General features: G+C 63.9%; 30 protein-coding genes. All 30 read left to right on the top strand.

Annotation, left to right across the window (positions count from 1 at the left end; translation table 11 throughout):
- On the top strand, positions 1-195 hold the full coding sequence (locus tag F3H95_RS08425; protein WP_149745559.1) for a hypothetical protein: 195 nt from the start codon (positions 1-3) through the stop codon (positions 193-195).
- On the top strand, positions 192-563 hold the full coding sequence (locus F3H95_RS08420) for a hypothetical protein (RefSeq protein ID WP_149745558.1): 372 nt from the start codon (positions 192-194) through the stop codon (positions 561-563). Before F3H95_RS08425 ends, F3H95_RS08420 begins: the two co-directional genes overlap by 4 nt.
- An 87-nt stretch (positions 564-650) precedes the next feature.
- On the top strand, positions 651-1,478 hold the full coding sequence (locus F3H95_RS08415; RefSeq protein WP_149745557.1) for a peptidoglycan-binding protein: 828 nt from the start codon (positions 651-653) through the stop codon (positions 1,476-1,478).
- Between the two features lie 5 nt (positions 1,479-1,483).
- Entirely contained in the window at positions 1,484-1,759 is a 276-nt protein-coding gene (locus tag F3H95_RS08410) for an NAD(P)+ transhydrogenase beta chain (RefSeq protein WP_188134325.1), read from the top strand.
- Positions 1,756-2,124 (top strand): hypothetical protein, encoded by a 369-nt coding sequence (locus F3H95_RS08405; RefSeq protein WP_149745556.1) that lies wholly within the window; start codon positions 1,756-1,758, stop codon positions 2,122-2,124. Before F3H95_RS08410 ends, F3H95_RS08405 begins: the two co-directional genes overlap by 4 nt.
- Positions 2,125-2,134: 10 nt before the next feature.
- Entirely contained in the window at positions 2,135-2,338 is a 204-nt protein-coding gene (locus F3H95_RS08400; protein WP_244617923.1) for a hypothetical protein, read from the top strand.
- Positions 2,328-2,543 (top strand): TraR/DksA C4-type zinc finger protein, encoded by a 216-nt coding sequence (locus F3H95_RS08395; protein ID WP_149745554.1) that lies wholly within the window; start codon positions 2,328-2,330, stop codon positions 2,541-2,543. Before F3H95_RS08400 ends, F3H95_RS08395 begins: the two co-directional genes overlap by 11 nt.
- A complete protein-coding gene (locus F3H95_RS08390; RefSeq protein WP_149745553.1) occupies positions 2,540-2,875 on the top strand; it encodes a Clp protease in 336 nt (111 codons plus the stop codon). The genes F3H95_RS08395 and F3H95_RS08390 overlap by 4 nt, the downstream gene beginning before the upstream one ends.
- Positions 2,875-3,174, top strand: a complete 300-nt coding sequence (locus F3H95_RS08385) for a hypothetical protein (protein WP_149745552.1) — start codon at positions 2,875-2,877, stop codon at positions 3,172-3,174. Before F3H95_RS08390 ends, F3H95_RS08385 begins: the two co-directional genes overlap by 1 nt.
- 4 nt (positions 3,175-3,178) lie before the next feature.
- A complete protein-coding gene (locus F3H95_RS08380) occupies positions 3,179-3,808 on the top strand; it encodes a phage protein Gp27 family protein (RefSeq protein ID WP_149745551.1) in 630 nt (209 codons plus the stop codon).
- Positions 3,805-5,487, top strand: coding sequence for a hypothetical protein (locus F3H95_RS08375; protein WP_149745550.1), 1,683 nt, complete (start codon positions 3,805-3,807; stop codon positions 5,485-5,487). Before F3H95_RS08380 ends, F3H95_RS08375 begins: the two co-directional genes overlap by 4 nt.
- The gene (locus F3H95_RS08370; protein ID WP_149745549.1) at positions 5,487-7,076 is read left to right on the top strand and encodes a DUF935 domain-containing protein; all 1,590 of its coding nucleotides are present in this window, start codon (positions 5,487-5,489) and stop codon (positions 7,074-7,076) included. Before F3H95_RS08375 ends, F3H95_RS08370 begins: the two co-directional genes overlap by 1 nt.
- Positions 7,077-7,195: 119 nt before the next feature.
- Positions 7,196-8,302, top strand: a complete 1,107-nt coding sequence (locus F3H95_RS08365; protein ID WP_244617922.1) for a phage minor head protein — start codon at positions 7,196-7,198, stop codon at positions 8,300-8,302.
- Positions 8,303-8,418: 116 nt separating this feature from the next.
- Positions 8,419-8,931: a phage virion morphogenesis protein gene (locus F3H95_RS08360; RefSeq protein ID WP_149745547.1), complete on the top strand. Its 513-nt coding sequence runs from the start codon at positions 8,419-8,421 to the stop codon at positions 8,929-8,931.
- A gap of 81 nt (positions 8,932-9,012) precedes the next feature.
- Entirely contained in the window at positions 9,013-10,050 is a 1,038-nt protein-coding gene (locus tag F3H95_RS08355) for a phage protease (RefSeq protein WP_149745546.1), read from the top strand.
- 1 nt (position 10,051) lies between these two features.
- Positions 10,052-10,447 (top strand): hypothetical protein, encoded by a 396-nt coding sequence (locus F3H95_RS08350; RefSeq protein ID WP_149745545.1) that lies wholly within the window; start codon positions 10,052-10,054, stop codon positions 10,445-10,447.
- 9 nt (positions 10,448-10,456) lie between these two features.
- Positions 10,457-11,350: a Mu-like prophage major head subunit gpT family protein gene (locus F3H95_RS08345; protein ID WP_149745544.1), complete on the top strand. Its 894-nt coding sequence runs from the start codon at positions 10,457-10,459 to the stop codon at positions 11,348-11,350.
- A gap of 130 nt (positions 11,351-11,480) precedes the next feature.
- A complete protein-coding gene (locus F3H95_RS08340) occupies positions 11,481-11,849 on the top strand; it encodes a hypothetical protein (protein WP_149745543.1) in 369 nt (122 codons plus the stop codon).
- Between the two features lie 140 nt (positions 11,850-11,989).
- Positions 11,990-12,316, top strand: coding sequence for a hypothetical protein (locus F3H95_RS08335; protein ID WP_149745542.1), 327 nt, complete (start codon positions 11,990-11,992; stop codon positions 12,314-12,316).
- A gap of 70 nt (positions 12,317-12,386) precedes the next feature.
- Positions 12,387-12,821, top strand: a complete 435-nt coding sequence (locus F3H95_RS08330; protein ID WP_149745541.1) for a DUF1320 domain-containing protein — start codon at positions 12,387-12,389, stop codon at positions 12,819-12,821.
- Entirely contained in the window at positions 12,821-13,411 is a 591-nt protein-coding gene (locus F3H95_RS08325; RefSeq protein ID WP_188134324.1) for a hypothetical protein, read from the top strand. Before F3H95_RS08330 ends, F3H95_RS08325 begins: the two co-directional genes overlap by 1 nt.
- Positions 13,408-13,641, top strand: coding sequence for a DUF2635 domain-containing protein (locus F3H95_RS08320; RefSeq protein WP_149745540.1), 234 nt, complete (start codon positions 13,408-13,410; stop codon positions 13,639-13,641). Before F3H95_RS08325 ends, F3H95_RS08320 begins: the two co-directional genes overlap by 4 nt.
- A 2-nt stretch (positions 13,642-13,643) precedes the next feature.
- Positions 13,644-15,131, top strand: a complete 1,488-nt coding sequence (locus F3H95_RS08315) for a phage tail protein (protein ID WP_149745539.1) — start codon at positions 13,644-13,646, stop codon at positions 15,129-15,131.
- Positions 15,132-15,143: 12 nt separating this feature from the next.
- Complete coding sequence (locus tag F3H95_RS08310; RefSeq protein ID WP_149745538.1) at positions 15,144-15,509, top strand: phage tail tube protein; 366 nt, start codon at positions 15,144-15,146, stop codon at positions 15,507-15,509.
- On the top strand, positions 15,506-15,967 hold the full coding sequence (locus tag F3H95_RS08305) for a hypothetical protein (RefSeq protein WP_149745537.1): 462 nt from the start codon (positions 15,506-15,508) through the stop codon (positions 15,965-15,967). Before F3H95_RS08310 ends, F3H95_RS08305 begins: the two co-directional genes overlap by 4 nt.
- Entirely contained in the window at positions 15,964-16,098 is a 135-nt protein-coding gene (locus F3H95_RS27635) for a hypothetical protein (protein WP_280177830.1), read from the top strand. Before F3H95_RS08305 ends, F3H95_RS27635 begins: the two co-directional genes overlap by 4 nt.
- Before the next feature lie 187 nt (positions 16,099-16,285).
- The gene (locus tag F3H95_RS08300; RefSeq protein WP_188134323.1) at positions 16,286-18,337 is read left to right on the top strand and encodes a phage tail tape measure protein; all 2,052 of its coding nucleotides are present in this window, start codon (positions 16,286-16,288) and stop codon (positions 18,335-18,337) included.
- Position 18,338: 1 nt separating this feature from the next.
- Positions 18,339-19,592 carry a DNA circularization N-terminal domain-containing protein gene (locus F3H95_RS08295; RefSeq protein WP_149745535.1) on the top strand — a complete coding sequence of 418 codons (1,254 nt, stop codon included), beginning with the start codon at positions 18,339-18,341 and terminating at the stop codon, positions 19,590-19,592.
- Positions 19,592-20,776, top strand: coding sequence for a phage baseplate assembly protein (locus F3H95_RS08290; RefSeq protein ID WP_149745534.1), 1,185 nt, complete (start codon positions 19,592-19,594; stop codon positions 20,774-20,776). Before F3H95_RS08295 ends, F3H95_RS08290 begins: the two co-directional genes overlap by 1 nt.
- Positions 20,773-21,291 carry a phage baseplate assembly protein gene (locus tag F3H95_RS08285; protein ID WP_149745533.1) on the top strand — a complete coding sequence of 173 codons (519 nt, stop codon included), beginning with the start codon at positions 20,773-20,775 and terminating at the stop codon, positions 21,289-21,291. Before F3H95_RS08290 ends, F3H95_RS08285 begins: the two co-directional genes overlap by 4 nt.
- The last annotated feature ends 43 nt before the right edge of the window (positions 21,292-21,334 follow it).

The following is a 21,334-nucleotide window of genomic DNA, read 5'->3' as shown; positions in this document are numbered from 1 at the left end:
ATGGCCATTCCGCTGCCGCTCATCGACGCCATGGAACTGGCCGAGATCAGACGCCAGCGGGAGGAGCTTCAACGCAAGCTGCAGCGGGGCGGCGTCGATGTTCGCACCCGCCTTCGTCGAGAAGCCAGGCTTCGGCATCTGACGGCGCAGCAAATCGAGATCGAGCTTCGGCTCAAACATGGATCAAGGACATGAGCGAGGATCTGGTACAGGAGCTGCTTGATGCGCTCGGCGAGGATGGCTTCTTTGCCCTTGTTGAGGCGCATGCTGGCATGCGCCTCTATGTCCCGGCCGATCCTGCCCGATCGGATCTGCCGCAGACCGTCGGCGAGGATGCAGCATGGAGGCTTTCCAATCTCTACAGAGGCGGATATATAAAAGTTCCGCTGGCGCGCGAGTTCCGCGCCTTGCGATACCGCGAAGCGGGTGTGAGCAACAAGGATGTTGCCCGCAGATTAGGCCTGACGGAAACCGGCGTGGAACTGCTTTTCCAGCGGGCGAGAAAACGGAAGCCTGGGAAAGGCAAAAAGCCCAAAGATAGCCGCCAAATGCAGCTTCTCTAGCCCCTCCCCATGCCGATGGGCGTTCAGTCCACCCCCTAGTTCAGTGATGTTAGCTCCGACCTGCCCACCGGCGATCGGAGCTTTTTCATGTCCGGCCTTCCCCACGCCATCACACTTTCGACCCTGCTTGCAATCGGCGGCCCCGTTCCGACCAGTCGCTCCGGCAAGCGGGAGGTGAATGCCTCCATCCTGCGCATCACGCTGCCGCCGCTGATGGACACCTATGAGATCGACCGGCCGCTTCGCATCGCGCATTTCCTCGCCCAGCTGGCACATGAAAGCGACAGTTTCTGCACCTTCGAAGAATATGCGAGCGGCTCAGCGTATGAGGGCCGTGACGATCTCGGCAATACCCGGCCGGGCGACGGCAAGCGCTTCAAGGGGCGCGGCCCGATCCAGCTGACGGGGCGTGCCAACTACCGCGCCTTTACCGGCTGGCTGCGTCGCCAGCTTCCAGGCAGCACGCCGGACTTCGAGGAGAGGCCGGAACTGGTGCTCGATGACCAGTGGGTGCCCTGGTCGGCGGTCTATTTCTGGGCCGACAAGGGTCTCAACCGTCATGCCGACCGGGACGATATCCTTGCCGTGACCCGGATCATCAATGGCGGGCGCAACGGCCTGGACGATCGCAAGGCAAAACTTGCCCGCGCCAAGGCGGCCATCGCCGCGCTGCAGGCAGCCGAGACCCGGACGCCGGATCGCGGGATGTTTCCCGTCCTGCATCGCGGGCTGATGAATGACGGCAATGTCGAGCGGCTGCAGTTCTTCCTGCGCAAGCAGGGCGCCGAGGTTGCCGTGGATGGCGATTTCGGCCCGGCGACGGAACTGGCGGTCAAGGCCTTCCAGGCACGTCGGGGCATCGTCCCGACCGGCATCGTTTCGCCCGACACCTGGTCGGCGCTGGCAGGGGAATGAGGCCCATGCACAAGCCCGGCTATTCCACCTCCAAGCGCGCGCTCTGGCTTTCCTCGATCATGGCCTGGCTGGTCATCCTGATCCTGTCGGTCGGCGCCGCCATCAACGGCCAGTCGGTCGAGTTCGGCACAATCGCCGTGCCGTCCATGGTCATGCTGATCGCCGCCCTGCTCGGCATTCATCGTGGCTTCGGCTCGCTGGACTACCGCACGGCCGGCAAGATGCTGGCGGCAGACGGCGCATCCAGCGCTGATGCCAACACGCCGGGGGACGCTCGATGATCCCCGCTTTGCTCGCCAGGATCGCCACGCCCCTGATCGTCGCTGCAGCCCTCGTGGCGGCGGCCGGCTTCTCCTGCTGGCTGACGCTCCGCGTCATCGACGGGATGATCGACGATGCGCGCGCCAGCGCCATTGCGGAGCGGGATGCCCACTGGACGGCACAGATCCAGAAATCGAATGCGGAGGTGCAGACCCGCATCGCCGAAAACCTCAGACAGACCATGGCCGTCCAGAATGCCGCGCGCGACGAGGTCGCCGCCGCAGAAGCGCGCGCCACCCAGCTGGAGACAGAAAATGCGGCTTTGCCGAATGCTGGCGCCTGCGGCCTTGGCCGCGATCGCGTGCGCCTGCTCAACAAACGATAGGACTGCCCCCGTGGTGAGGACCGTCATGATGGACCGCGAGATCCCGGCCGAGGCAAAAATCCCGTGCGCAGATCCCGTCACCCTGCCCGATCGCGATCTCGGCGAGGCGGAGGTGCATAGCCTCTGGGGCCGCGATCGGACGTCGCTCCGGATCTGCAAGGTCCGCCAGGGTGCGGCGATTTCAGCCTCTGCGGAGGGCTCGCATGTACAGTGAGTTTGACCGCGAGATCGGCGAAATGCGCGTCGAGCAGGAACGCCAGGCGCGCATCGATGCGGCACGCCGGGCGCTGAAACAGGAAGGCCGCGAGGAATGCGAGTGCGGCGCCACCATCTCCGCCGCGCGCCGGCGGGTTTATCCCTCCGCCACGCGCTGCCTGGAATGCCAGGAGATCGCCGAGAAGGAAGCATATCTGCGATGATCCTCGATCTTGCCGCGATCAGCGGCCTCGTGGCGCTGGCCCTCTCCAGCCTCAACCTGATCGCCCATATCCGGACCCTGATGTCCCAGGGCGAAAAGAAGCTCGATGAACGCCTGGTCAAGGTCGAGGGAAAGCTGATCGACCATGACCGTCGCATCCAGGCCGTGGAGAGCGACATGAAGCATCTCCCCGACAAGGAGACACAGCACCGGCAGGAACTGCAGCTGGTGGAAATGAACGGAAAACTCGCGGCGCTGGAAGAGCGCCTGAAGCCGATCGCAGCCGTTGCCATCCGGTTGCAGGAATACATGCTGGAACAGGGGAACAAGTGATGCGCAGTTACACCATGGAAGAAGAGGCCCGCCTGATCATCCTCAAGGAGCTTGTAAAGGAGGATAACAGGGCCATGTCGTCATCGCGTATGCAGACCTATCTGCTGACGAATTTCCTGATCGACAAGCCGCGTGAATGGGTTGAAGCGCAGTTCGCCTACCTGAAAGACATGGGCGCGGTTTCGGTCATTTCCCGTGACACCGTCAAAATCGCGCGCCTCGAAGTGCGCGGTGAATATCATCTGTCAGGCATAGTTCTGATCGCGGGCGTCATGCCTGTCAGCGCGCGGCCGGAGTAAGCCGATGGGAAAGGGACGTGGCTGGTTATCGAAAATCGACCTGCTCCCGGAGGAGTGCCGGGGCATCGTCAACTGGGCGGCAAAGGAATTGGCGAACCTGGACCGGACGCAGGTCGATGTGTACGCCGAGTTCAAGCAGAAACTCATTGCCCTGCAGCATGAGCAGGGCCTGGACTTCGAAATCCCTTCTTTCCGGGGTTTCTCTCGCTATTCCGTTCGGCTGGCAGATATCTCCAAGTCGATCGAGCAGGCGCGTAACATCGCAGCGACGCTGGCAGATCGGTTTGACAGCACTGGCAGCGACGATCTGACGATCATCGCTGCCGAGGCGATCAAGTCTCTGATGCTGGACGCTGTCATGATGTCGGCAAACGGAAAGTTGACGCCGAATTCGTTCAAGGAATTGGCCACCGCGCTCAACCAGTTGAGCGCTGCACAGCAAAAAAGCTCAAACCGTCGCCTGAAGATCGAGGCCGAAGAGCGCGCACGCCAGGTCGAAGCCGAGATGCGGGACAAGGCGGAAAAGGCACTCGACATCCTGTCTTCGGAGCCCGGCATTTCCAGGGAAGCGATTGCGAGAGCGCGGCGTGAATTCCTCGGCGTGCGTAAGAAGCCGGAAGGCCCGGCAGCATGACCACGCCGCTCCCCGGCCTGCCGCAGGGCAAGTGGACAGATCCACCGGTGCTCGACCAGGACCCGGCAAATCTGCCGGCCGAGCTGCCGCGCGGTGCCGACATTCCGGATGATCTCGATCCGCTCGCCGATGGCGTGCTGATGGCGCACCAGGCCGAATGGATCGCCGACGAAAGCACCCTGAAGATCTGCGCCAAGGGGCGACGGACCGGCATCACTTTTGCCGAGGCGCTCGATTGCACGCTGATCGCGGCTGCCAAGCGCTCGGCAGGCGGCCAGAACGTGTTCTACATTCCCGACACCAAGCCGAAGGGGCGTGAGTTCATCGGCTACGCGGCCCACTTCGCGCGCACCGTCGCCAAGGAAATGCTGACGATCGAGGACGGGATCTTCTTCGATCAGAAGGCCGATGGTTCCACCCAGGCCATATCGAGCTACATCATCCGGTTTTCGTCCGGCTTCCGCATCGAGGCGCTGTCGTCGCGGCCGGAAAACATTCGTGGTCTGCAGGGCACCGTCGTCATCGACGAGGCGGCGTTTCACCGCGATGTGCGCGAGGTCATTGATGCCGTTGGCGCGCTGCTGATCTGGGGCGGCAAGATCCGCATCATTTCCTCGCACAACGGCATCAGCAATCCGTTCAACGAGCTGATCAAGGAGGCAGACGCCGGCAAGAACGGCTTCAAGGTCCATACCTACAGTTTCGGCAAGGCCGTCGAGAACGGGCTCTACAAGCGCGTTTGCCTGATCAAGGGCTCGGAATGGAGCCAGGAGAAGCAGGATGCCTGGGAAGCCGAGATCCGCTCGGCCTATGGCACGCGCACCGCCAAGATGCGCCAGGAGCTGGACGCGATCCCCGCCGAGGCCGAGGGTGCGGCACTGTCGCGCGTGCTGATCGAAAGCTGCATGTCACGCGACCTGCCGGCCGTTGTGCGCTGGGACAGGCCAGATGACTTCAAGAACCTCGACGATTTCGAGCGCGAGGAGCAGGCGGACGCGTTCTGTGAAGGGGTTTTGAAGCCGCTTTTAAGCGCGCTCAATCCCGACCGCGAACATGTGTTCGGCGAGGACTTTGCCCGATCGGGCGACAAGACGGCCATTCTCGTGTTTGAGAACGGCGCGGATCTCGTGCGCCGCGCGCGCCTGGTGGTGGAGCTGAAGAACATTCCCTTCGACCAGCAGCGCGATATCCTGTTCTACATCGGCGACGCCCTGCCGCGTCTGGCCGGCGGCGCGCTCGATGCGCGCGGCAACGGCCAGTATCTGGCGGAGAAGGCGCGCCAGCGCTGGGGCGAGTGCATCCACGAGGTGATGCTGTCGGCCAAATGGTATGCCGCCAACATGCCCGCCTATATCGAGGCGTTTGGCGATAAGTCGCTGCTCCTGCCCTTTGATGCGGACGTGCTGGCCGACCACCAGGCACTCGCCTATGTCAACGGCATCATCAAGGTGCCGGACGAGCATTCGAGCAAGGGCGTCGATGGCTATGACCGGCACGGCGACACCGCACCTGCCGGTGCGCTCGCCTGGTTTGCGAGCTGCCAGGACGCCATCGCCTACGATTACCAGACCAACCGGAAGACAGCCGGGAACAACATGACGGGCCATAACGGCGGGCCGCCGCTGGACGAGGACCGGCGCGGCCGGACCGTGGACGTCACTTTGAGAGGATCGCTCTGATGGGCAAGAAGAAGCGCAAGAGCCTGCAGGCGGCAGAAGCCACCAAGGTGCCAAAGCCCGTGATGGAGGCGATCGCCACGCCCCAGGTGGGCGGCGTGCGCCAGGTCGTATCTGGACATCCGGCCGACGGACTGACACCGCAGCGCCTGGCGCGCATCCTCAGGGCTGCGGCCGATGGCGAGCCGGAGGCCTATTTCGAGCTGGCCGAGGATATCGAGGAACGCGATCCGCATTACCTGTCCGTGATGGCGACCCGCAAACGATCCGTTGCGCAGCTGCCGATCACCGTCAAGCCAGCATCGGACGCTCCCGAACACAAGAAGCATGCGGCCCTGTTGCAGAAGTGGGTCAACAAGCGCGTCTTGCGCGCATCTCTGTTCGACATGCTGGACGCGATCGGCAAGGGGCTTTCGATCCTGGAAATCGACTGGACATACCAGGGCGGCGACATGCTGCCTCAGGCGTTGATCTGGCGTCCGCAGCGGTGGTTCACCTTCGATCGGGCCGATGGAGAGACCGTCCTGCTGCGCGATGGCATCAACGGCCAGCCTCTGACGGAACACAAGTTCATCGTGCATCGGCACAAGTCGAAATCTGGCCTCACGATCCGGGGCGGCATTGCCCGCGTGGCGCTCTGGGCATGGATGTTCAAGAGCTTCACGGTGAAGGACTGGGCGATCTTCTGCCAGAACTATGGCCAGCCGATCCGCATCGGCAAATATGGTCGCGGCGCAACCGAGGCCGAAAAGGATGTTCTCTGGCGGGCAGTGTCCGGCATTGCCGGCGACTGCGCGGCGATCGTGCCGCGCGAGATGCTGGTGGAGTTTCACGAGGTGGGCTCGAAGAGCAGCTCGACGGACATGTACGAGCGGCGCGCTGACTGGTTAAACCGGGAGGTTTCCAAGCTGGTGCTCGGGCAGACGACGACGACGGATGCCGTCTCGGGCGGTCACGCCGTCAGCCAGGAGCATCGCCTCGTCCAGGTGGATATCGAGACCGACGATGCCGGCATGGTCACGGACACCCTGCAGCAGCAGCTCGTGCCGCTCATCATCGACTTCAATTTCGGGCCGCAGGATGTGTATCCGACCTTGATGGTCGGCCGGCCCGACGAGGTGCCGCTGCTCGATTTTGCGACAGCCTTCGACAAGCTCGCCAAGCACGGCCTGACGGCGGAGCAAAGTTTTCTGCGCGACCGGATGGGCATTCCCACGCCGCAGCCGGACGCCGAGCTTGTCGGCGGCCGGATGCAGCAGCCGGAGCAACAGCCCCAACCCGGCCAGCAGACGCGCAGCGTGCAGGCCTCGCTCGATCGCCTGTTCACCTCGGCCCATGCGACAGCGCCTGTCGATCCGGTCGATGTGCTCACCACGCGCCTGGAGCGTGATGCGGCCGACGCCCTGGACGGCATGCTCGACGAGGTGCGCAAAGTCCTGATGCAGGCGACGGATCTGCGCGAGGCGGCTGATCGGCTGGCGCGACTGGAGCTGTCACCGGACGATCTCGCCGAGGCCATGGCGCGGGGCATGGCGCTGGCGCATCTGGCCGGACAGGCAGCGTTGCTCGACGACATCAAGGGGCGGTCATGAATGGCGGGCCGCTGGTGCGCTTTGCCTGCCTGGAGGTAACGTCGCAGCCGACAGACCCAAGGCGCGCGTCCACGGGCTTTGAAGCGGCTTTGAAATCGATCTCGGGGATGATTGCTCGGATGGCTCTGGACGGTGCGGCGGGAGACGCGCTCGACCTGCCGTTCAATGAGGCTATAGCATTCTTCCGCGACAAAGTCTCTACCCCCACGAAAAGCTGGCGCGATGTCTGGGACGCAGCCCATTCCAAGATGTTCATGGTGGCGGGCGCCAACAGCGTTGCCATCGTGGACGATTTCAAGGCGGCGATTGCGAAGGCGCTGGAACAGGGCACCACGCTTGAAGATTTCCGCAAGGATTTCGACCGGATCGTGAAGACGCACGGCTGGTCCTATAAGGGCGAGCGTGGCTGGCGCACGCGCACGATCTTCGAAACCAACCTGCGCACGGCCTATGCCGCCGGGCGCTACGCCCAGATGACCGAGCCGGATACGCTCGCCACGCATCCCTACTGGCAGTACAATCATTCGGGCTCCCTGCACCCGCGCCTGCAGCACAAGGCCTGGGACAAGAAGATCTATCCGGCCGACGACCCGTTCTGGACGGTCGCCTATCCACCGAACGGTTTTGGCTGCGGCTGTTTCGTGATCCCGATCTCCGGCGCCAGATTGCGCCGCATGGGCAAGAGCGGGCCGGATCGCGCACCGGATCTCGATCAGCTCGGCACAGACCAGCCGCTCGGCGTCGATCCGAGCTTCGCCTACAATCCCGGCATGGCCTGGCTGCAGAAAACAGCACCTGGACCGAAAGCCGTATCGGCCGACGAGGCGAATATCGCGGCCTTCGTGCGATCCTCTCTCAAAGGCAAATGGCCCGATGGCGCGTGGACGCCGGTCGCTACGGCTGACAAGGTGACGGCAAAAACGCTGGAGGTCTCCGTCGGAACGGAGATCCGCCTGTCGGCAGATACCATCCGCAGCCACGTCAAGCATACGATCGCCACGCCGGATGCCTATGGCGTCCTGCCAAAGCGGCTTGCCGAACATGGCAGGCTGATGAAGGACAAGCAGGGCCGCTGGGCGTTTGTCGGCGACTATGACGGCAAGCTTTATCATGCCGCCCTGAAGGTCGTGAAAAAGGGCGATCGGCAGGAGATATGGCTTTCGTCGCTACGGCGGACAGAGCGACGCGATATCGTCAAAAAATTCGGCATCGAGTGGAAATATTGAATGGAAATGACGCGCCGGGGAGCCGGAAAACGCTTGATCCCAAGCCGCCTGAAGGCAGTCCTTCCTGGTCGGCGCGTCAGTCAAGAGTATAAGCCCGAACACGGTGAAAGGCAAACATGAGCGGCGTTTCCATCAGCGTCACGATCGAAGACCGCGCCGTCCAGGACGCGTTCCGCGCGCTGACTGTCCGGATGTTCGGCAATACGCGGCCGATCATGGCCGCGATCGGCAATGAGCTTGTCGCCTCGACGCATATGCGGTTCGTGACCCAGACCGATCCGCAGGGCAATGCCTGGCACGCCCTCAACACCGAATATGCCAAGGGCAAGCGCAACAGCCGCATCCTCACCGAAAGCGGGCGTCTGCGTGACAGCATCAATGCCCAGGCAGGACAGGATGTCGTCGTGGTCGGCACCAATGTCATCTATGCCCGCCCGCACCAGCTCGGCGCGGAGATCAAGCCGGTCTCCGCCAGCCACCTGTTTTTCAAGATTAACGGCTCGCCGGTGATCGCCGACAGCGTCACCTTGCCGGCCCGTCCCTTCCTCGGTATATCTGCCGACGACGAGACATCGATCGCCGAGATCGTCTTTTCCTTCGTCGAGCGTTATACGCCGAACCGCCCCTGATCCCCTCGTTACCCCTGCCCTGATTTGCCGCCCACCGTGGTGGGCATGATACGATTGTCTCGTGCATGGCAGTTTTCGGCCATGCCAAAGAACATCGCCGCCCTGATCATCGCCTTGCAATCCGCCGCCGGCACCCTGCCGGACTGGCTGCACCTTCTGCCGGCCACGGAATTTTCCGGTGTTGACGGTCGCGGGCCTTATGCGGCGCCGGACATGAATGCGCTGATCAGCGCCTTCGCCGCGGATGGCCGCAAGCTTGCTGTCGATGAGAACCACTCGATCGACCTTGCCGGCAAGGCCGGCCTCCCGTCCCCGGCGCGCGGCTGGATCGTGGAACTGCAAGCACGTGAAGACGGTCTGTGGGGACGTGTCGAGTGGACCGACGAGGGTGCGGCCCTCGTGCAGGGCAAGGCCTATGGCTACCTCTCGCCGGTCTTTCAGCATTCCACTTCAAAGCCGTACCGGATCGCCAAGGTTTTGCGCGTCGCGCTGACCAATAGTCCCAACCTCGAATTTCTCACTTCACTTCATCATCAAAGGGAGAGCGACATGCTCGAACAGCTCCGGAAGGCGCTTGGCCTTCCCGAGACCGCGACCGAGGCCGAAATCCTCCATGCTGTCTCGACCACCCATGCCGAACACCAGGCGCAGACGGCCTTGATGGGCCGCGTGCGGGCTGCGGCTGGTCTTGCCGCAGACGTGACGGGCGATGCGCTCGTCACCGCGCTGCAGTCGCGCGGCAAGGCGTCGCCGACCGAGGCGGAGAATGCCCAGCTGCAGGCGACCGTGACGGCGCTGCAGTCGCAGCTCACCACGCTGGTGAACCAGACGGCGAAGGATAAGGCCGTTACGACGGTCGAAGCCGCGATCAAGGCCGGCAAGATCGTGCCGGCGCTGCGCGATCACATGATCAGCCGCCACATGCGGGCGCCCGAAGAGGTCGAGGCCGAGATCAAGCTGATGCCGTCGCTGAATGCCGGCGGCCTCGGCGGTCGGCAGCCGCCGGAGAATGGCGCGCCGTCGCTGACCGAGGAAGACCGCAAGGTCGCCGCGATGATGGGCGTCGACGAAAAGACCTTTGCCGACCGGTCGAAGGCACTGCACGGGAAGGATCTCTGACATGGCGGCAAGTGACGATATCCGGTCAAAGCGGAAGCCCGGCCTTGGTCGCCGTTACAGCTATCCGGTGCTGGGCGGGCAGAAGATCTATGGCGGCACTGCCGTCGGGATCACCGCCAACAAGGAAGCCGTGCCGGCGGGGCACGCCTCGGCCGTCAAGCTGCTCGGTTTTGCCGAGGAGCGCGCCGACAATTCGGCCGGCGCAACGGGCGATCTCTATGTGACGATCGAAAAGGATGTGCGGTTGATCCCGCTGTCCGGTGCGGCCGTCTCCAACATTGGCGCGACGGTCTATGCCTCGGCCGACGACACCTTCACGCTCACGGCCGGCTCCCTGCTGGCGCTCGGCACCATCGACGCCATCGACGCCGACGGCGTCTGGCTGAAAACCATCTGAGGACGTCACATGGATATCAATAGCAGCACGCTGCGCGCCATCTACACCGGGCTTTCGACCTCTTTTAACCAGCGCTTTGCGTCGATCTCGCCGCTTTATGGCATCGTCGCCATGACGGTGCCCTCGACCACGGCCATGAACGAATATCCTCGCCTCGACGATCTGCCGGGGTTCCGCGAATGGCTGGGCGATCGCGTCGTCCATGATCTTGGCGCACAGACCTATGTCATCCGCAACCGCACCTTCGAAAAGACGATCTCCATCAAGCGTGACCAGATCGAGGATGACCAGCTCGGCATCTTTACCCCGGTCGCCGGACAGATGGGACAGGATGCGGCGGAGTTCCCGGACCTGCTCTGCTGGCCGCTGTTCAAGACCGGCGAGACGCTGAAATGCTATGACGGCCAGTATTTCTTCGATACGGACCATCCGGGCTACAACGAACAGGGCAACCTGATCTCGGTCGCCAACTTCACCGATGGCGCCGGCCCGGCCTGGTATCTGGTCGATGACGCGCAGGCGATGAAGCCGCTGGTCTACCAGACGCGCCGGCCCTTCACCCTGACGCCGCTGCAGAGCCCCGACGATCCGAATGTCTTCTACCAGGGCAAGTTCATCTGGGGCGTCGATGGCCGCTCCAACGCGGGTTTGGGTCTCTGGCAGACGGCCTACAAGTCCAAGGCAACGCTCAACGAGGCGAACCTGTCGGCTGCCCTGACGGCCATGAGCACGCTACGCCGCCGCTCCGGCGAGGTGCTCAATATCTCTGCCAAGAAGCTGCTGGTGCCGCCGTCGCTCGAAATCACCGCCCGCAAGCTGGTCGAGGCGGAACTGACCAATGGTGGCGAGACCAACGTGATGGCTCGCATGGTGCAGGTGGTGAAGGTTCCGTACCTCGCCTGACCCTTGGGCCTGACCTCCGGAGGGAGCGGGTCCGCAACCGCTCCAGCCGCCGCCAGCCTTTCCTCGTGGCTGGCGGCGGGTTTCCGGAAAACGCCACCAGGCGCTTTCCCGAACCCCGAAAGGACCGATCATGACCGCAAAAATCCAGATCATCTGCACCTCTCCCGGCATGCGGCGCAATGGCGTGCGGCATCCGGCCAGCGCCTTCTACGATGCCGGCCACTGGAGCGACGAGCAGCTTGCCGCCTTCCGCGCCGACCAGAACTTCCAGGTGCGCGAGGTGCCGGAAGGCGAAAGCACCGTGACGGACGCGGACTTTGAGGCGCGCGTGGCGGCCGAGGTCGATGCCCGCATGATCGCGAAGGCCGAGGAGCTGCAGGCGACCTTCGCCCATGCGGTCACAGAGGCCGCCGCCGAAAAGATCGCCGCGCTGCAGTCGCAGCTGGATGATCTGCAGGCCAAGCTGCAGGCGGCCGAAAAGGCCTCGGCCAAGAAGTAATCCTGGCGGGAGCGCCGCGAGGAAGCGGAGGGCTGTTCAGCACACTGCCCGAACCTTCCGAAGCCCTCTGGTGGATCAGAAGCCCGAACGGGGCCACCGGGAACAGCGGCAAACCTGAAACCGCAACCGAAAGGCAAAAGATGCGCCTCTACATCAACTTGCGAATGGCGACGCTCGGCAGTCTGGCATTCCTGGCATGCGCCGTGCTGCTGAGTGTACCGGCCTCCGCAGACCTGCTGTCGCACGACGAGCATGTCACGGTCATCAGCATGACCCCGATCGACATCGTCCATGCGATCGACCTCCTGGATCATGTGGTCATCCCCGCAGAGACCAGGCACGATGTTGCTCGCGGCACGATCCCGGCGCTGGTCACTATCGCCGTACCCCGTCTCCTGAAGCCGGACTATGTCGAAAGCTACCGGACCGCCGGCCGCAATTTTCTCGACGTGCGATGGCGATGCTAACCGCCTGTCACTGATCTGAAAGGCCAGGGCTGGCCGAGAGGCCAGCCCATTTCCAACCGAGACCCCTGCAATGTACGCCACCGTTTCCGACATGATTGCCCGCTTCGGCGAGACCCAGATGATCCGGCTCTCCCAGCCCGAGGATCGCACGGCCGAGACCGTCGATGCCGGCAGGATCGAGACGGCGCTGAGCGATGTCTCGGCGGTGATCGACGGCTATATCCGGGGTCGCTACCTTGCGCCGATTGCCAATCCGCCGCCGGAGATCGTCCGCGCGGCTTGCGTGCTTGCCCGCTACGAGCTGGCCCAGGGCGAGCATGTCGAGCCGTCCGAAGAGATGGGCAAGGCACGCGCCGCCACGATCACCTGGCTGGAAAATATCGCCCGGGAGCTGATCAATCTCGATGTGCCGGCGGCCCTGCCGGCAGGCCCGGCCGTCGGCTCCGGGCCGCGCATGTCGGATCGCGAGCGCGTCATGTCGCTTGAGACGCTGAGGGGCTTCTGATGGCGCTCGACGTCCAATACACCAATATCCGCCGCATGGAGCCCCATCTGGTGGCGCGCCTGCGGCTTGCCTTCCCGGAGCGCGATTTCACGATCGAGCGCGTGCCACAGGTGATGACCATCAAGGAATTCGAGCGCCTGGCGCGGCAATCGCCTTTCATCGGGCTTGCCTGGATCGGCTTTCGCGCCGACGCCGCCTCCGGACGCATGCTGACCGGCCGGATGCTGTGGCGCCTGATCCTGATTTTCAAGGCTTCGAGCGGCTTTCAAACACGCTTCAAAGGCGATGCGCGCGGCCTCGGCCTGGACGCCATGGCCGATGTGGCGATCGCGCTCATCCACGGGTGGACATTGCCCGAAATCGGACAGGCCGCCGTCACCCTTGCCAACAGCGTGATTGCCGATGGCTGGAGCGACGAGGCCGTGGTGATTGCCCAGGTGGATTTCGAGGTGCAGTGCGCAGCCCATCCCGGCCGGCTGAACCTTGTCACGGCAGACGATTTTTCCGCGCTCGGCGTCACCTGGGATCTGCAGCCAGATCCGGACGCGGTCCCTCTCACCGACACCATCAACCTGGACACCAGTTCATGACGAAGTTTCTGAAGCCGGCCGAGGGCCGGACCATTGACCAGGAGACGGGCGAGCCGTGGCCGATCGACGGCATGGACGCGCCCGACACCCTGTTCGTGCGCCGCCGCCTCATTGATGGCGACCTGATCGAGGTCGCCGCAACCGATCCGGCCGGCCCGATCGACGACGGTAAACAGACCGACACGGCCGAGCCCAGCGCTCCGGCCAGCAAGCCCAAAGGAGGCAAGTGACCATGGATTTCGACGAAATCCCCTATGACTGGCTGGAGCCCGGCACCTTTCTGGAGGTGAAGCCGAATTACCGCAACGCCGGCGTCTTTGCCTGGCCGGAAAAGGCGCTGATCGCCGGCCAGAAGCTGGCGAGCGGCACGCTGGCCGTCGGGACGATCTACGAGGTGACGCGCGCCGAGGAAGGCATAGCCCTGTTCGGTCGCGGCTCCGTCGGCGCCAAGATGGTGGAGGCCTTCCGCAAGGCCAACAAGATCACGCCCCTTTATGTGACGCCGCTGTCCGACGCGGCGGGCTCTGTCAAGGCAACCGGCACGCTGACCTTTGTCGGCTCTGTCGGGGCCGCCATCGTGCTGCGGTTCAAGGTCGGCGGCCGGCAGGTACGCATTTCGGCGCTCTCTACGGATGACGTGACGGGCATGGCAACCAAGCTTGCGGCTGCCATCAATGCCGATCTGGACATGGAAGTGACGGCCACCTCGGCGGCTGGCGTCGTGACCTGCACCGCCCGCCACGGCGGCGAAGTGGGCAACGAGATTGACCTGCGCGTCGATGTCGATGCGCAGCCGCTCCCCTCCGGCCTGACGGTGACGGTTGTCGCGATGGCGGGTGGTTCCGGAAATCCGAACCTGCAGGGCGTGCTCGATCTGCTGACCAATACCTGGATCACCAAGATCGTCACGCCCTGGGCGGATGCGACCAATGTCGCCCTGCTCGCCACCTGGCTGACCAGTCGCTACACCGCCACCGCAAAGCTCGATGCCCATGGCTTCGTCTTCAAGGGCGGCACCTATGGCCAGCTGACCACCTTCGGCAATCTCACCAATTGCCCCTTCCTGACCTGCGGCGGCCTGAAGCGATCGCCGACGCCTGCCTACACCATGGCAGCGTCGGCGATGGCCATCGCCTCGTTCCACCTGACCAACGATCCGGCTCGCCAGCTGCGCTCGCTGACCGTGCCCAATGTCGAGGCGCCACTGCCGGCTGATCAGTTCACCGACGAGGAAAAGAACCTGCTGCTCAATCGCGGCATCTCGACCTTCGACCATCTGTCCGATGGCACGACGGTGATCAGCCGCATGATCACCACCTACAAGACCAGCAATCTCGGCGTTGCCGATCGCGCCTGGCTGGACATCATGGTGCCCGCCACCATGAGCCGCATCCGCTACGACTGGGCGACCTATGTCAGCCTGATGTATCCGCGCTCCAAGCTGGTGGATGACGACGATGTCGCCGCCTTCGTGCGCCGCAATGACGACGATACCGATCCCGGCACCGCCGTCGTGACGCCCGGCCGCATGCATGCCTCCTGGGGCGCCCGCTGCAAGCTCTACGGCGAGAAGGTCTGGCTGGAAGATGTGTCGCGGACCGTCAAGGAAAGCGTCTTCCAGCGGTCCACGGACGATCGCAACCGGCTGGAAAGCCGGCAGCAGGTGATGATCGTCGGCAATCTGATGACGCTGGCCGGCTCGCTCGAATTCCAGGTGTAAAGGAGAAACCTCATGACCCAGGTGCTGGGCATCATCGACATCGTCTGGAACGGCCGGACGATCCCTGTCGAAAAGGGTGCCACCATCCGCCTCGGCGGCATCAAGAACACCGGCGTTGCCTACGGGCGCGGCGTCGGGCGTGCCCAGGAATACCAGGGCACGGAAGTCAACGCCGTCACCAATCTGGAGCGCGGCCAGCGCGCCACGGATCTCTTCGACGCCGAAGAGGGCGAGCTGCAGGTGGTCTGCGACACGGGGCAGACCTTCGTTATCAACGATGCCTTCCTCGAAGGCGACCGGCCGGTGATCACCGGCGGTGAAGGCGGCAAGATCCCGCTGAAGTGGATGGGCGGCACGCCCGAGGAGATCCTGGCATGAAAACGCTCAAGATCGATCTGGACGAAGATGCGCTGGCGCCGGTGACCGATACCGCTGCGGCCGATGTGGTGATCGCGGAAGACGATGCCAGCACCGAAGCCGTCATCGACGAGGACGGCGCGCTGCTCGACAAGCTGCCGGCACGCGCAGTGGAGAATGACGACGGATCGGTGACGCTTCCGCTCGCCTACCCGAAGACGCTGCGTACCAGGAAGAATGGGCAGGAACGCGAGAGGGTTTTCGATGCCCTGACCTTCCACCGCCTGTCGGGCAAGGATCAGCGTATCATAGGTGGGGCATCGCCCGAGATGCAGGCCGTCGTCGCCTTCGCGCAATCCACCCGCATCAACCAGGCGGTCATGAACGCGCTCTATGACAAGCTTGATCTCGCCGACATCACCGATGCGGGGCGGGTGCTGAACCATTTTTTGACGAGTGGCCCGAAAACTGGCCGGTGATCATCGGCGGGATCGCCGAGGGCACCGGCTTCTCGGCCGCCGAGATTGACGCCTTCACCGCGCGAGACGCGCTCTACTGGTGGAATTGCGTCATGGCCTTCCGGGCCGAAATCCAGAAAAAACAGGATTGAGAGCATCATGCCCACTTCGGTGGGCATGATCGTTTTCGCGCGCGCGCGATAGCTTGCCGCCCTATTCTTCGTAAAAGGGGTCGCAATGTCCGCTCGCTCCATGGCCCTCGATGTGATCGTGCGCCTCAAGGATCTGCTCTCGTCGCCGCTGCGCCGGCTGCGCTCCTCGCTCGATGGCATTGCCAGCGTGGCCCGCAAGATCGGGCTGGTCGGCACGGCGATCGCGACCATTTCCTTCATGGGGCCGATCCAAGAGGCCGCTGCGTTTCAGCAGAAGCTGCTCGATATTGCAGGCACGTCGAACCTCTCTGGGCAGGCGGCCTTTGACTATGTGACAAGGGCGAAAGCGCAGTTTCAGGCGCTGGCGCTGGCAGTGGGGCAATCCTCTGACAAAGTTGCATCCGGCGCCGGTCAAATGATCGCGGCAGGCCTTGACCCTGCGCTTGTCGACCAGTCGATCGGTATTATTGGCAAATCCGCTACAGCCGCAAATGCCGAATTCGCGGATATGGCAGGCGTTGCCACCTCCATGCTGCAGACGCTCAAACTTCCGGCAGACCAGCTTGAAAGCGCGCTGGCCGGTCTTGTCGTTGCGGGCAAGGAAGGCGCCTTCGAGCTGAAGGATATGGCGCGCTATTTCCCGACGCTGACCAGCCAGATGGCGAAGTTTGGTGTAACTGGGCGAGAAGCGGTGACATTCCTGGGCGCGGCATTGCAGATCGCACGCAAGGGCACAAGCGACCCAGCCGAAGCCGCCAACAACATGAAAAATTTCCTTTCCAAGATCCTGGCGCCGGAGACCATCAAGAAGTTTGCAGACGTGGGCGTCGATATCGAAGCCGTCATGCGCGACGCGGTTACGAAAGGGCTCAATCCGATTGAAGCGGTCATCCAGAAGATCAGCAAGCTGACGGGTGTCTCTGGAGCCGAAGTCGAAGGGCTGCTGCAGAAAGCGAAGGACAACGGCCTGGAAGGCGCGGATGCTTTGGCCCAGGTGCGCGAACAGCTGGAGAAGATCTATGGCGCCGGCAAGCTCGGCAGCCTGTTCGGCGACATGCAGGTGATGGACTTTGTCCTGCCGATGCTCGGCAATCTGGAGGAATATAAGCGGATCCGCGATCAAGTCGCGAACGCCGATGGCTCGGTGATCGAGAAAGACTTCCTGACCCAGATGCAGGGCCTGAACCGCCAGCTTGAAGTTTTCAATGAACATATGGCCCAGCTGCGCGATCAGCTGGGATCGGCCTTCGGTGAGTGGCTGCCGATGCTGAACGAGGGAATTGGAAAGGCGCGTGACGCCTTCCGGGCTTTCAACGATGAGACCGGAGGCCTTGGCAGCACGTTGCTCTCCGTCGCGGGAGGCGCGGTGCTGCTCGCAGGGGCCATCGGTGTGTTGGGCCTTGTCATCCCGGCCATCACGGCCGGTGCCAGCGCTATTGCCGCAGTGTTCGGCGCAATCGCCACCGCAGCGGCAGCAGTATCCGCGCCGGTGCTTGCCATTGCTGCGGCGGTCGCCGCCGTCGGCATCGCCGTGCACAAATACTGGGAGCCGATCAGTGGGATTGTCTCGGGATTTGCATCCGTCGTTGGGCCAGCGCTTGCAAGTATCAATAAGGCCTTTGACGAGTGGGCAGCCAGTGTCCGCGCGATGGCTGGGCAGAAGCTGATCGATCTTGCTCTCGCGATAGGTGTCGATCAGGGATCGATCGACGCCGTGACTGCCGGTGCGCGCAACGCGGTCGATACCGTGCTTGGGTTCTTCCGCTCGCTGCCTGCCCAGATTGGGCCGATCCTGTCGGACCTCTTTACGATGAACGATTATTCCGACGAGGCGGAGGCAGGGTTCCGCGCGCTTGGCGAGAAGATCGGCCGTGCGTTGGTCGATACGATCAAGTCTGCTCTCGACACGGTTATCGAGTTTTTCCGAGGCCTGCCAGACCGGATCATCAGCGCCATCGGCAATATCGATCTGTCGCGTCTGATCACCTGGCCGGGCCTGCCATCATGGGCAGGCGGCGCAACGCCGACGGCCGCCAACAGCAATGCCGCCAATGCGGGTGCCGCCATCGGGCGCATGGCAACGGCCCTGCCCGCCCAGGGCGCATCCGCCCAGCAGGTGGCCGTTGGCGGCACCGTGGACGTGCGGGTGACCGGGCCGGCCGAGGTGACCAATGTGTCGTCGGACAATCGCGCCGTGCCGGTGACAGCCAATACCGGCCGCGTGATCGGGAGAAACTGATATGGCGATCGACGATCTCGACGCGTTGCCCGGCTGCCTGCCGGGACTTTATCGCGGCCTGCCGTTCCATGTGCTTGATGCCACGTCCGACCACGGCCGGCGCGTGCTGGAATATCTGTTTCCCGGCGTTGATGCGCCCGGCTATGACGATTTCGGCCTGTCTGCCTCGATCATCACGATCGAAGCGCTGGTGATTTCCGATGATTACCGGCTGCGCGCAAAGGCCTTTCAAACGGTGTTCGAAACGCCTGGAACGGGGCTTCTCATCCACCCGTGGCTCGGGCCGATCAACGTGATCCTGGAAGAGCCGGCGCAGATCCGCTTCTCCTCGCGCGAGCTGCGCATGGTGCGCATCAGCGCCCGCTTCAAGCGGGTGTTGACGGGACTTGGCCTGTCCTCGCTTTTCTCGGGTGCCTCGCGCCTGGTGCTGGCGATCTCCTCGGCGATTGCGACAGCGACGGCGCTGACGGTTGCGGTGGCGGATCTCGTTACATCTGCCGTGGCGATCGCAGCCGTCCGGCGGACCATCCGGATCGTGCGGCGCGCGGCAGACAGTGTCCAGTCGCCGGCAGACTCGGCCGCAGCCGTGCCGGAGATCCGCACCGCGCTTGCCGCGACGACACCCGGCACGCCAGCATCTCTTGACGCCTGGACGCTGGGGGCCGTGGCGACGATCCAGACCGTAACCGAGACGCCGGCCGTTGGCAGCGCCAGCCAGACGGCAGGCGCCAGCGCCAGTGCGCAGGCGCTGATGACGATCGGCCTCGACCTCGCCGCGAGCGTGATCGCCGAGATCGTGGATGCGCCGTCTCCGGTGGATCGCGTGCTGCTGCTCGCCATCGCTGCGCATTTTCTGGCGGCCTCGGCTGAGCAGGCCCCCTATGCCGACTACACATCCGCCCAGGAAGCCATTGCCTATCGTGGCCGGTTCACGGGCCTGTTGTCCGATCTGGTGGATGCGCTGGAGGTCATCGCCGTCGACAGTTATCAGGCCGAGACATCGGATTTGATCCGCGCCGCACAGGCGCTGTCGGCCGAGATCGTTTCGGATCTGAACGAGGTGATCGGCCGCCTGCCCGCCATCCTGACCTTCCGCCCAGCCACCTCGCTCGACGCATGGCAACTGGCGGTGCATGTGGCCGGCGATGACCCGTCGCGGATCGAGGAGGTCTATGCCGATATTGTCAGCCGCAACCGACCGCCGATGCCGTCGGCGATCGACCCCGGTCTGATCGAGGTCAGGGAGCTTATCTGATGGGCAAGAGCATCAGCCTGGAGATTGACGGCCAAAGGGTTGACCAATGGACGGCAGCGACAGTGACGCGGGATCTGAAGGACTTCTGCGGCTCTTTCGACTTCACCTTTCGCGACCGGCGACGCTCTGGTCAGGCGCTGCCCTATGCCAGTTTTGGACCATTGCTCAAGCTCAAGCCTGGCCCAGCCGTCGTGATCCGCATCGGGCGTCTGCCCATCCTGAAGGGCTACATAGAAACGGTGGAGCCTGAGATAGAGGACGGCCGCGCCAGTGTGCGGATCGCCGGCCGCGACGTGACCGGTGACCTGATCGACTGCGCCGCAATGCTGGATGCCGCCGAGTTCAGGGATGTGTCATTTGAGGAGGCGGCCGCCCGCATCGTCAGGCCCTACGGGATCGGCGTGCGGACCGAGGTGGACACCGGCGATCCCTTCCCGCGTTATGCCATCGATCTTGCGGAAACGGCGTTTTCCGCGATTGAAAAGGGAGCGCGCGCGCGGCAACTGCTCGTCGTGTCAGACGGTGTCGGCGGCATCGTTGTGACGCGCACCGGCAAGACGCGCGCGCCGGCGCCGATCCGTCAGCCGGGCAATGTGCTGGCTGCGCGCGGCGTCTTCACGCATGCCGCACGGCATAGCCAGACCGTAGTGCGCGGCCAGGCCGAAGGCGCGGCATCCAAGCGCGGCGCGGCAAGACTGGACACCACGGCAGAGCCCATCGATGCCGGCAGCCGATCATCAGGCGATGGATCGGCGACCGAGCGCGAGCGCCGTGGCGTGACCGCCACCGGTCGGGCGACCGACGACGAAATCAGCCGCTATCGCCCGATTGTGCACCTGGCGCGCTCCAAGGCCGACGCCAAGGCGGCGCAGACGGAGGCAGACTGGCGCAGCCGCACGGCCAGGGCCGCCGCCGAAGAGTTTACCGTGACGGTGCGCGGCCATACGGTGGATGGCGCCGTGTGGACCGTCAATCAGTTGGCAGATTGCGCCATCGCCTATGTGGACATTGATCGCGAATTGCTGATCTCGCGGGTGGCCTACAGCGAAGACGAGCAGCGCGGCGCCACGACCGAGATCACGCTTTGCTCGCCAGAGGCTTTTGATGCCGAGCCCGTCGGCAATCGACGCAAGAACCGAAAGGCCAAGACAGGCGCGCTGGACGGCACGGCGGAGGCCCTATGAGCGGCAAGGAAATCTACGACCAGATCCGGTCCCTGGTGCGCCGCGTCGTGGTGCGCTCCGTCGATGACGGTGGCGAGATGCAGAAGGCGACCGTGGAGGTTGCTGACGGCATCCTGCGCGAGGGTGTCGAGGTGTGGCAGCCTTTTGGCCTGCTCGGCAATCCGCCAGCCGATGGCGCGATCGGGCTTGCGCTGTCGATTGGTGGCGATGAGGGCGACATGGTGCTGCTGCCGCTCGGCAATCCATCGGCCCGCGTCGGCGGCGCGCCGGAGGGCGCCGTCGGGATCGCAAATGCCTTTGGCGACCGCGTGCTGGTGCTGCCGGGCGGAGGGATCGAGGTGAAGGCTGCCTCGTCGATCTCTCTGGCGGTCGGCGGCTGCTCCCTGACGATCGACGCCGACGGGTTCCACTTTTCTGGTGGCGGCATCTGGCACGATGGCGTGCCCACGGACAAGACGCACACCCATGGCGGCGTCATTTCAGGCGGTGACCACACCGCCCCGCCTGATCCATGATCTTCACTTCTTGCTGCCCTCCCATGCGGGCATGCCCATGCTG

The sequence above is a fragment of the Rhizobium sp. RU35A genome, from assembly GCF_900156005.1.
Classification (GTDB): domain Bacteria; phylum Pseudomonadota; class Alphaproteobacteria; order Rhizobiales; family Rhizobiaceae; genus Neorhizobium; species Neorhizobium straminoryzae.
Note: the sequence above shows the minus strand (reverse complement) of the source record. Positions and strands in the feature narration are given on the sequence as shown.

Excerpts from the sequence above, each read along its gene's own strand:
- F3H95_RS08425 (WP_149745559.1), top strand. The coding sequence starts at position 1 with ATGGCCATTCCGCTGCCGCTCATCGACGCCATGGAACTGGCCGAGATC.
- F3H95_RS08330 (WP_149745541.1), top strand. The coding sequence starts at position 12,387 with ATGTACGCCACCGTTTCCGACATGATTGCCCGCTTCGGCGAGACCCAG.
- F3H95_RS08320 (WP_149745540.1), top strand. The coding sequence starts at position 13,408 with ATGACGAAGTTTCTGAAGCCGGCCGAGGGCCGGACCATTGACCAGGAG.
- F3H95_RS08305 (WP_149745537.1), top strand. The coding sequence starts at position 15,506 with ATGAAAACGCTCAAGATCGATCTGGACGAAGATGCGCTGGCGCCGGTG.
- F3H95_RS08350 (WP_149745545.1), top strand. The coding sequence starts at position 10,052 with ATGGCGGCAAGTGACGATATCCGGTCAAAGCGGAAGCCCGGCCTTGGT.
- F3H95_RS08325 (WP_188134324.1), top strand. The coding sequence starts at position 12,821 with ATGGCGCTCGACGTCCAATACACCAATATCCGCCGCATGGAGCCCCAT.
- F3H95_RS08345 (WP_149745544.1), top strand. The coding sequence starts at position 10,457 with ATGGATATCAATAGCAGCACGCTGCGCGCCATCTACACCGGGCTTTCG.
- F3H95_RS08290 (WP_149745534.1), top strand. The coding sequence starts at position 19,592 with ATGGGCAAGAGCATCAGCCTGGAGATTGACGGCCAAAGGGTTGACCAA.
- F3H95_RS08375 (WP_149745550.1), top strand. The coding sequence starts at position 3,805 with ATGACCACGCCGCTCCCCGGCCTGCCGCAGGGCAAGTGGACAGATCCA.
- F3H95_RS08385 (WP_149745552.1), top strand. The coding sequence starts at position 2,875 with ATGCGCAGTTACACCATGGAAGAAGAGGCCCGCCTGATCATCCTCAAG.
- F3H95_RS08285 (WP_149745533.1), top strand. The coding sequence starts at position 20,773 with ATGAGCGGCAAGGAAATCTACGACCAGATCCGGTCCCTGGTGCGCCGC.
- F3H95_RS08380 (WP_149745551.1), top strand. The coding sequence starts at position 3,179 with ATGGGAAAGGGACGTGGCTGGTTATCGAAAATCGACCTGCTCCCGGAG.
- F3H95_RS08395 (WP_149745554.1), top strand. The coding sequence starts at position 2,328 with ATGTACAGTGAGTTTGACCGCGAGATCGGCGAAATGCGCGTCGAGCAG.
- F3H95_RS08315 (WP_149745539.1), top strand. The coding sequence starts at position 13,644 with ATGGATTTCGACGAAATCCCCTATGACTGGCTGGAGCCCGGCACCTTT.
- F3H95_RS08340 (WP_149745543.1), top strand. The coding sequence starts at position 11,481 with ATGACCGCAAAAATCCAGATCATCTGCACCTCTCCCGGCATGCGGCGC.
- F3H95_RS08420 (WP_149745558.1), top strand. The coding sequence starts at position 192 with ATGAGCGAGGATCTGGTACAGGAGCTGCTTGATGCGCTCGGCGAGGAT.
- F3H95_RS08335 (WP_149745542.1), top strand. The coding sequence starts at position 11,990 with ATGCGCCTCTACATCAACTTGCGAATGGCGACGCTCGGCAGTCTGGCA.
- F3H95_RS08390 (WP_149745553.1), top strand. The coding sequence starts at position 2,540 with ATGATCCTCGATCTTGCCGCGATCAGCGGCCTCGTGGCGCTGGCCCTC.
- F3H95_RS08405 (WP_149745556.1), top strand. The coding sequence starts at position 1,756 with ATGATCCCCGCTTTGCTCGCCAGGATCGCCACGCCCCTGATCGTCGCT.
- F3H95_RS08310 (WP_149745538.1), top strand. The coding sequence starts at position 15,144 with ATGACCCAGGTGCTGGGCATCATCGACATCGTCTGGAACGGCCGGACG.
- F3H95_RS08355 (WP_149745546.1), top strand. The coding sequence starts at position 9,013 with ATGCCAAAGAACATCGCCGCCCTGATCATCGCCTTGCAATCCGCCGCC.
- F3H95_RS08360 (WP_149745547.1), top strand. The coding sequence starts at position 8,419 with ATGAGCGGCGTTTCCATCAGCGTCACGATCGAAGACCGCGCCGTCCAG.
- F3H95_RS08415 (WP_149745557.1), top strand. The coding sequence starts at position 651 with ATGTCCGGCCTTCCCCACGCCATCACACTTTCGACCCTGCTTGCAATC.
- F3H95_RS08365 (WP_244617922.1), top strand. The coding sequence starts at position 7,196 with ATGGCTCTGGACGGTGCGGCGGGAGACGCGCTCGACCTGCCGTTCAAT.
- F3H95_RS08295 (WP_149745535.1), top strand. The coding sequence starts at position 18,339 with ATGGCGATCGACGATCTCGACGCGTTGCCCGGCTGCCTGCCGGGACTT.
- F3H95_RS08370 (WP_149745549.1), top strand. The coding sequence starts at position 5,487 with ATGGGCAAGAAGAAGCGCAAGAGCCTGCAGGCGGCAGAAGCCACCAAG.
- F3H95_RS08410 (WP_188134325.1), top strand. The coding sequence starts at position 1,484 with ATGCACAAGCCCGGCTATTCCACCTCCAAGCGCGCGCTCTGGCTTTCC.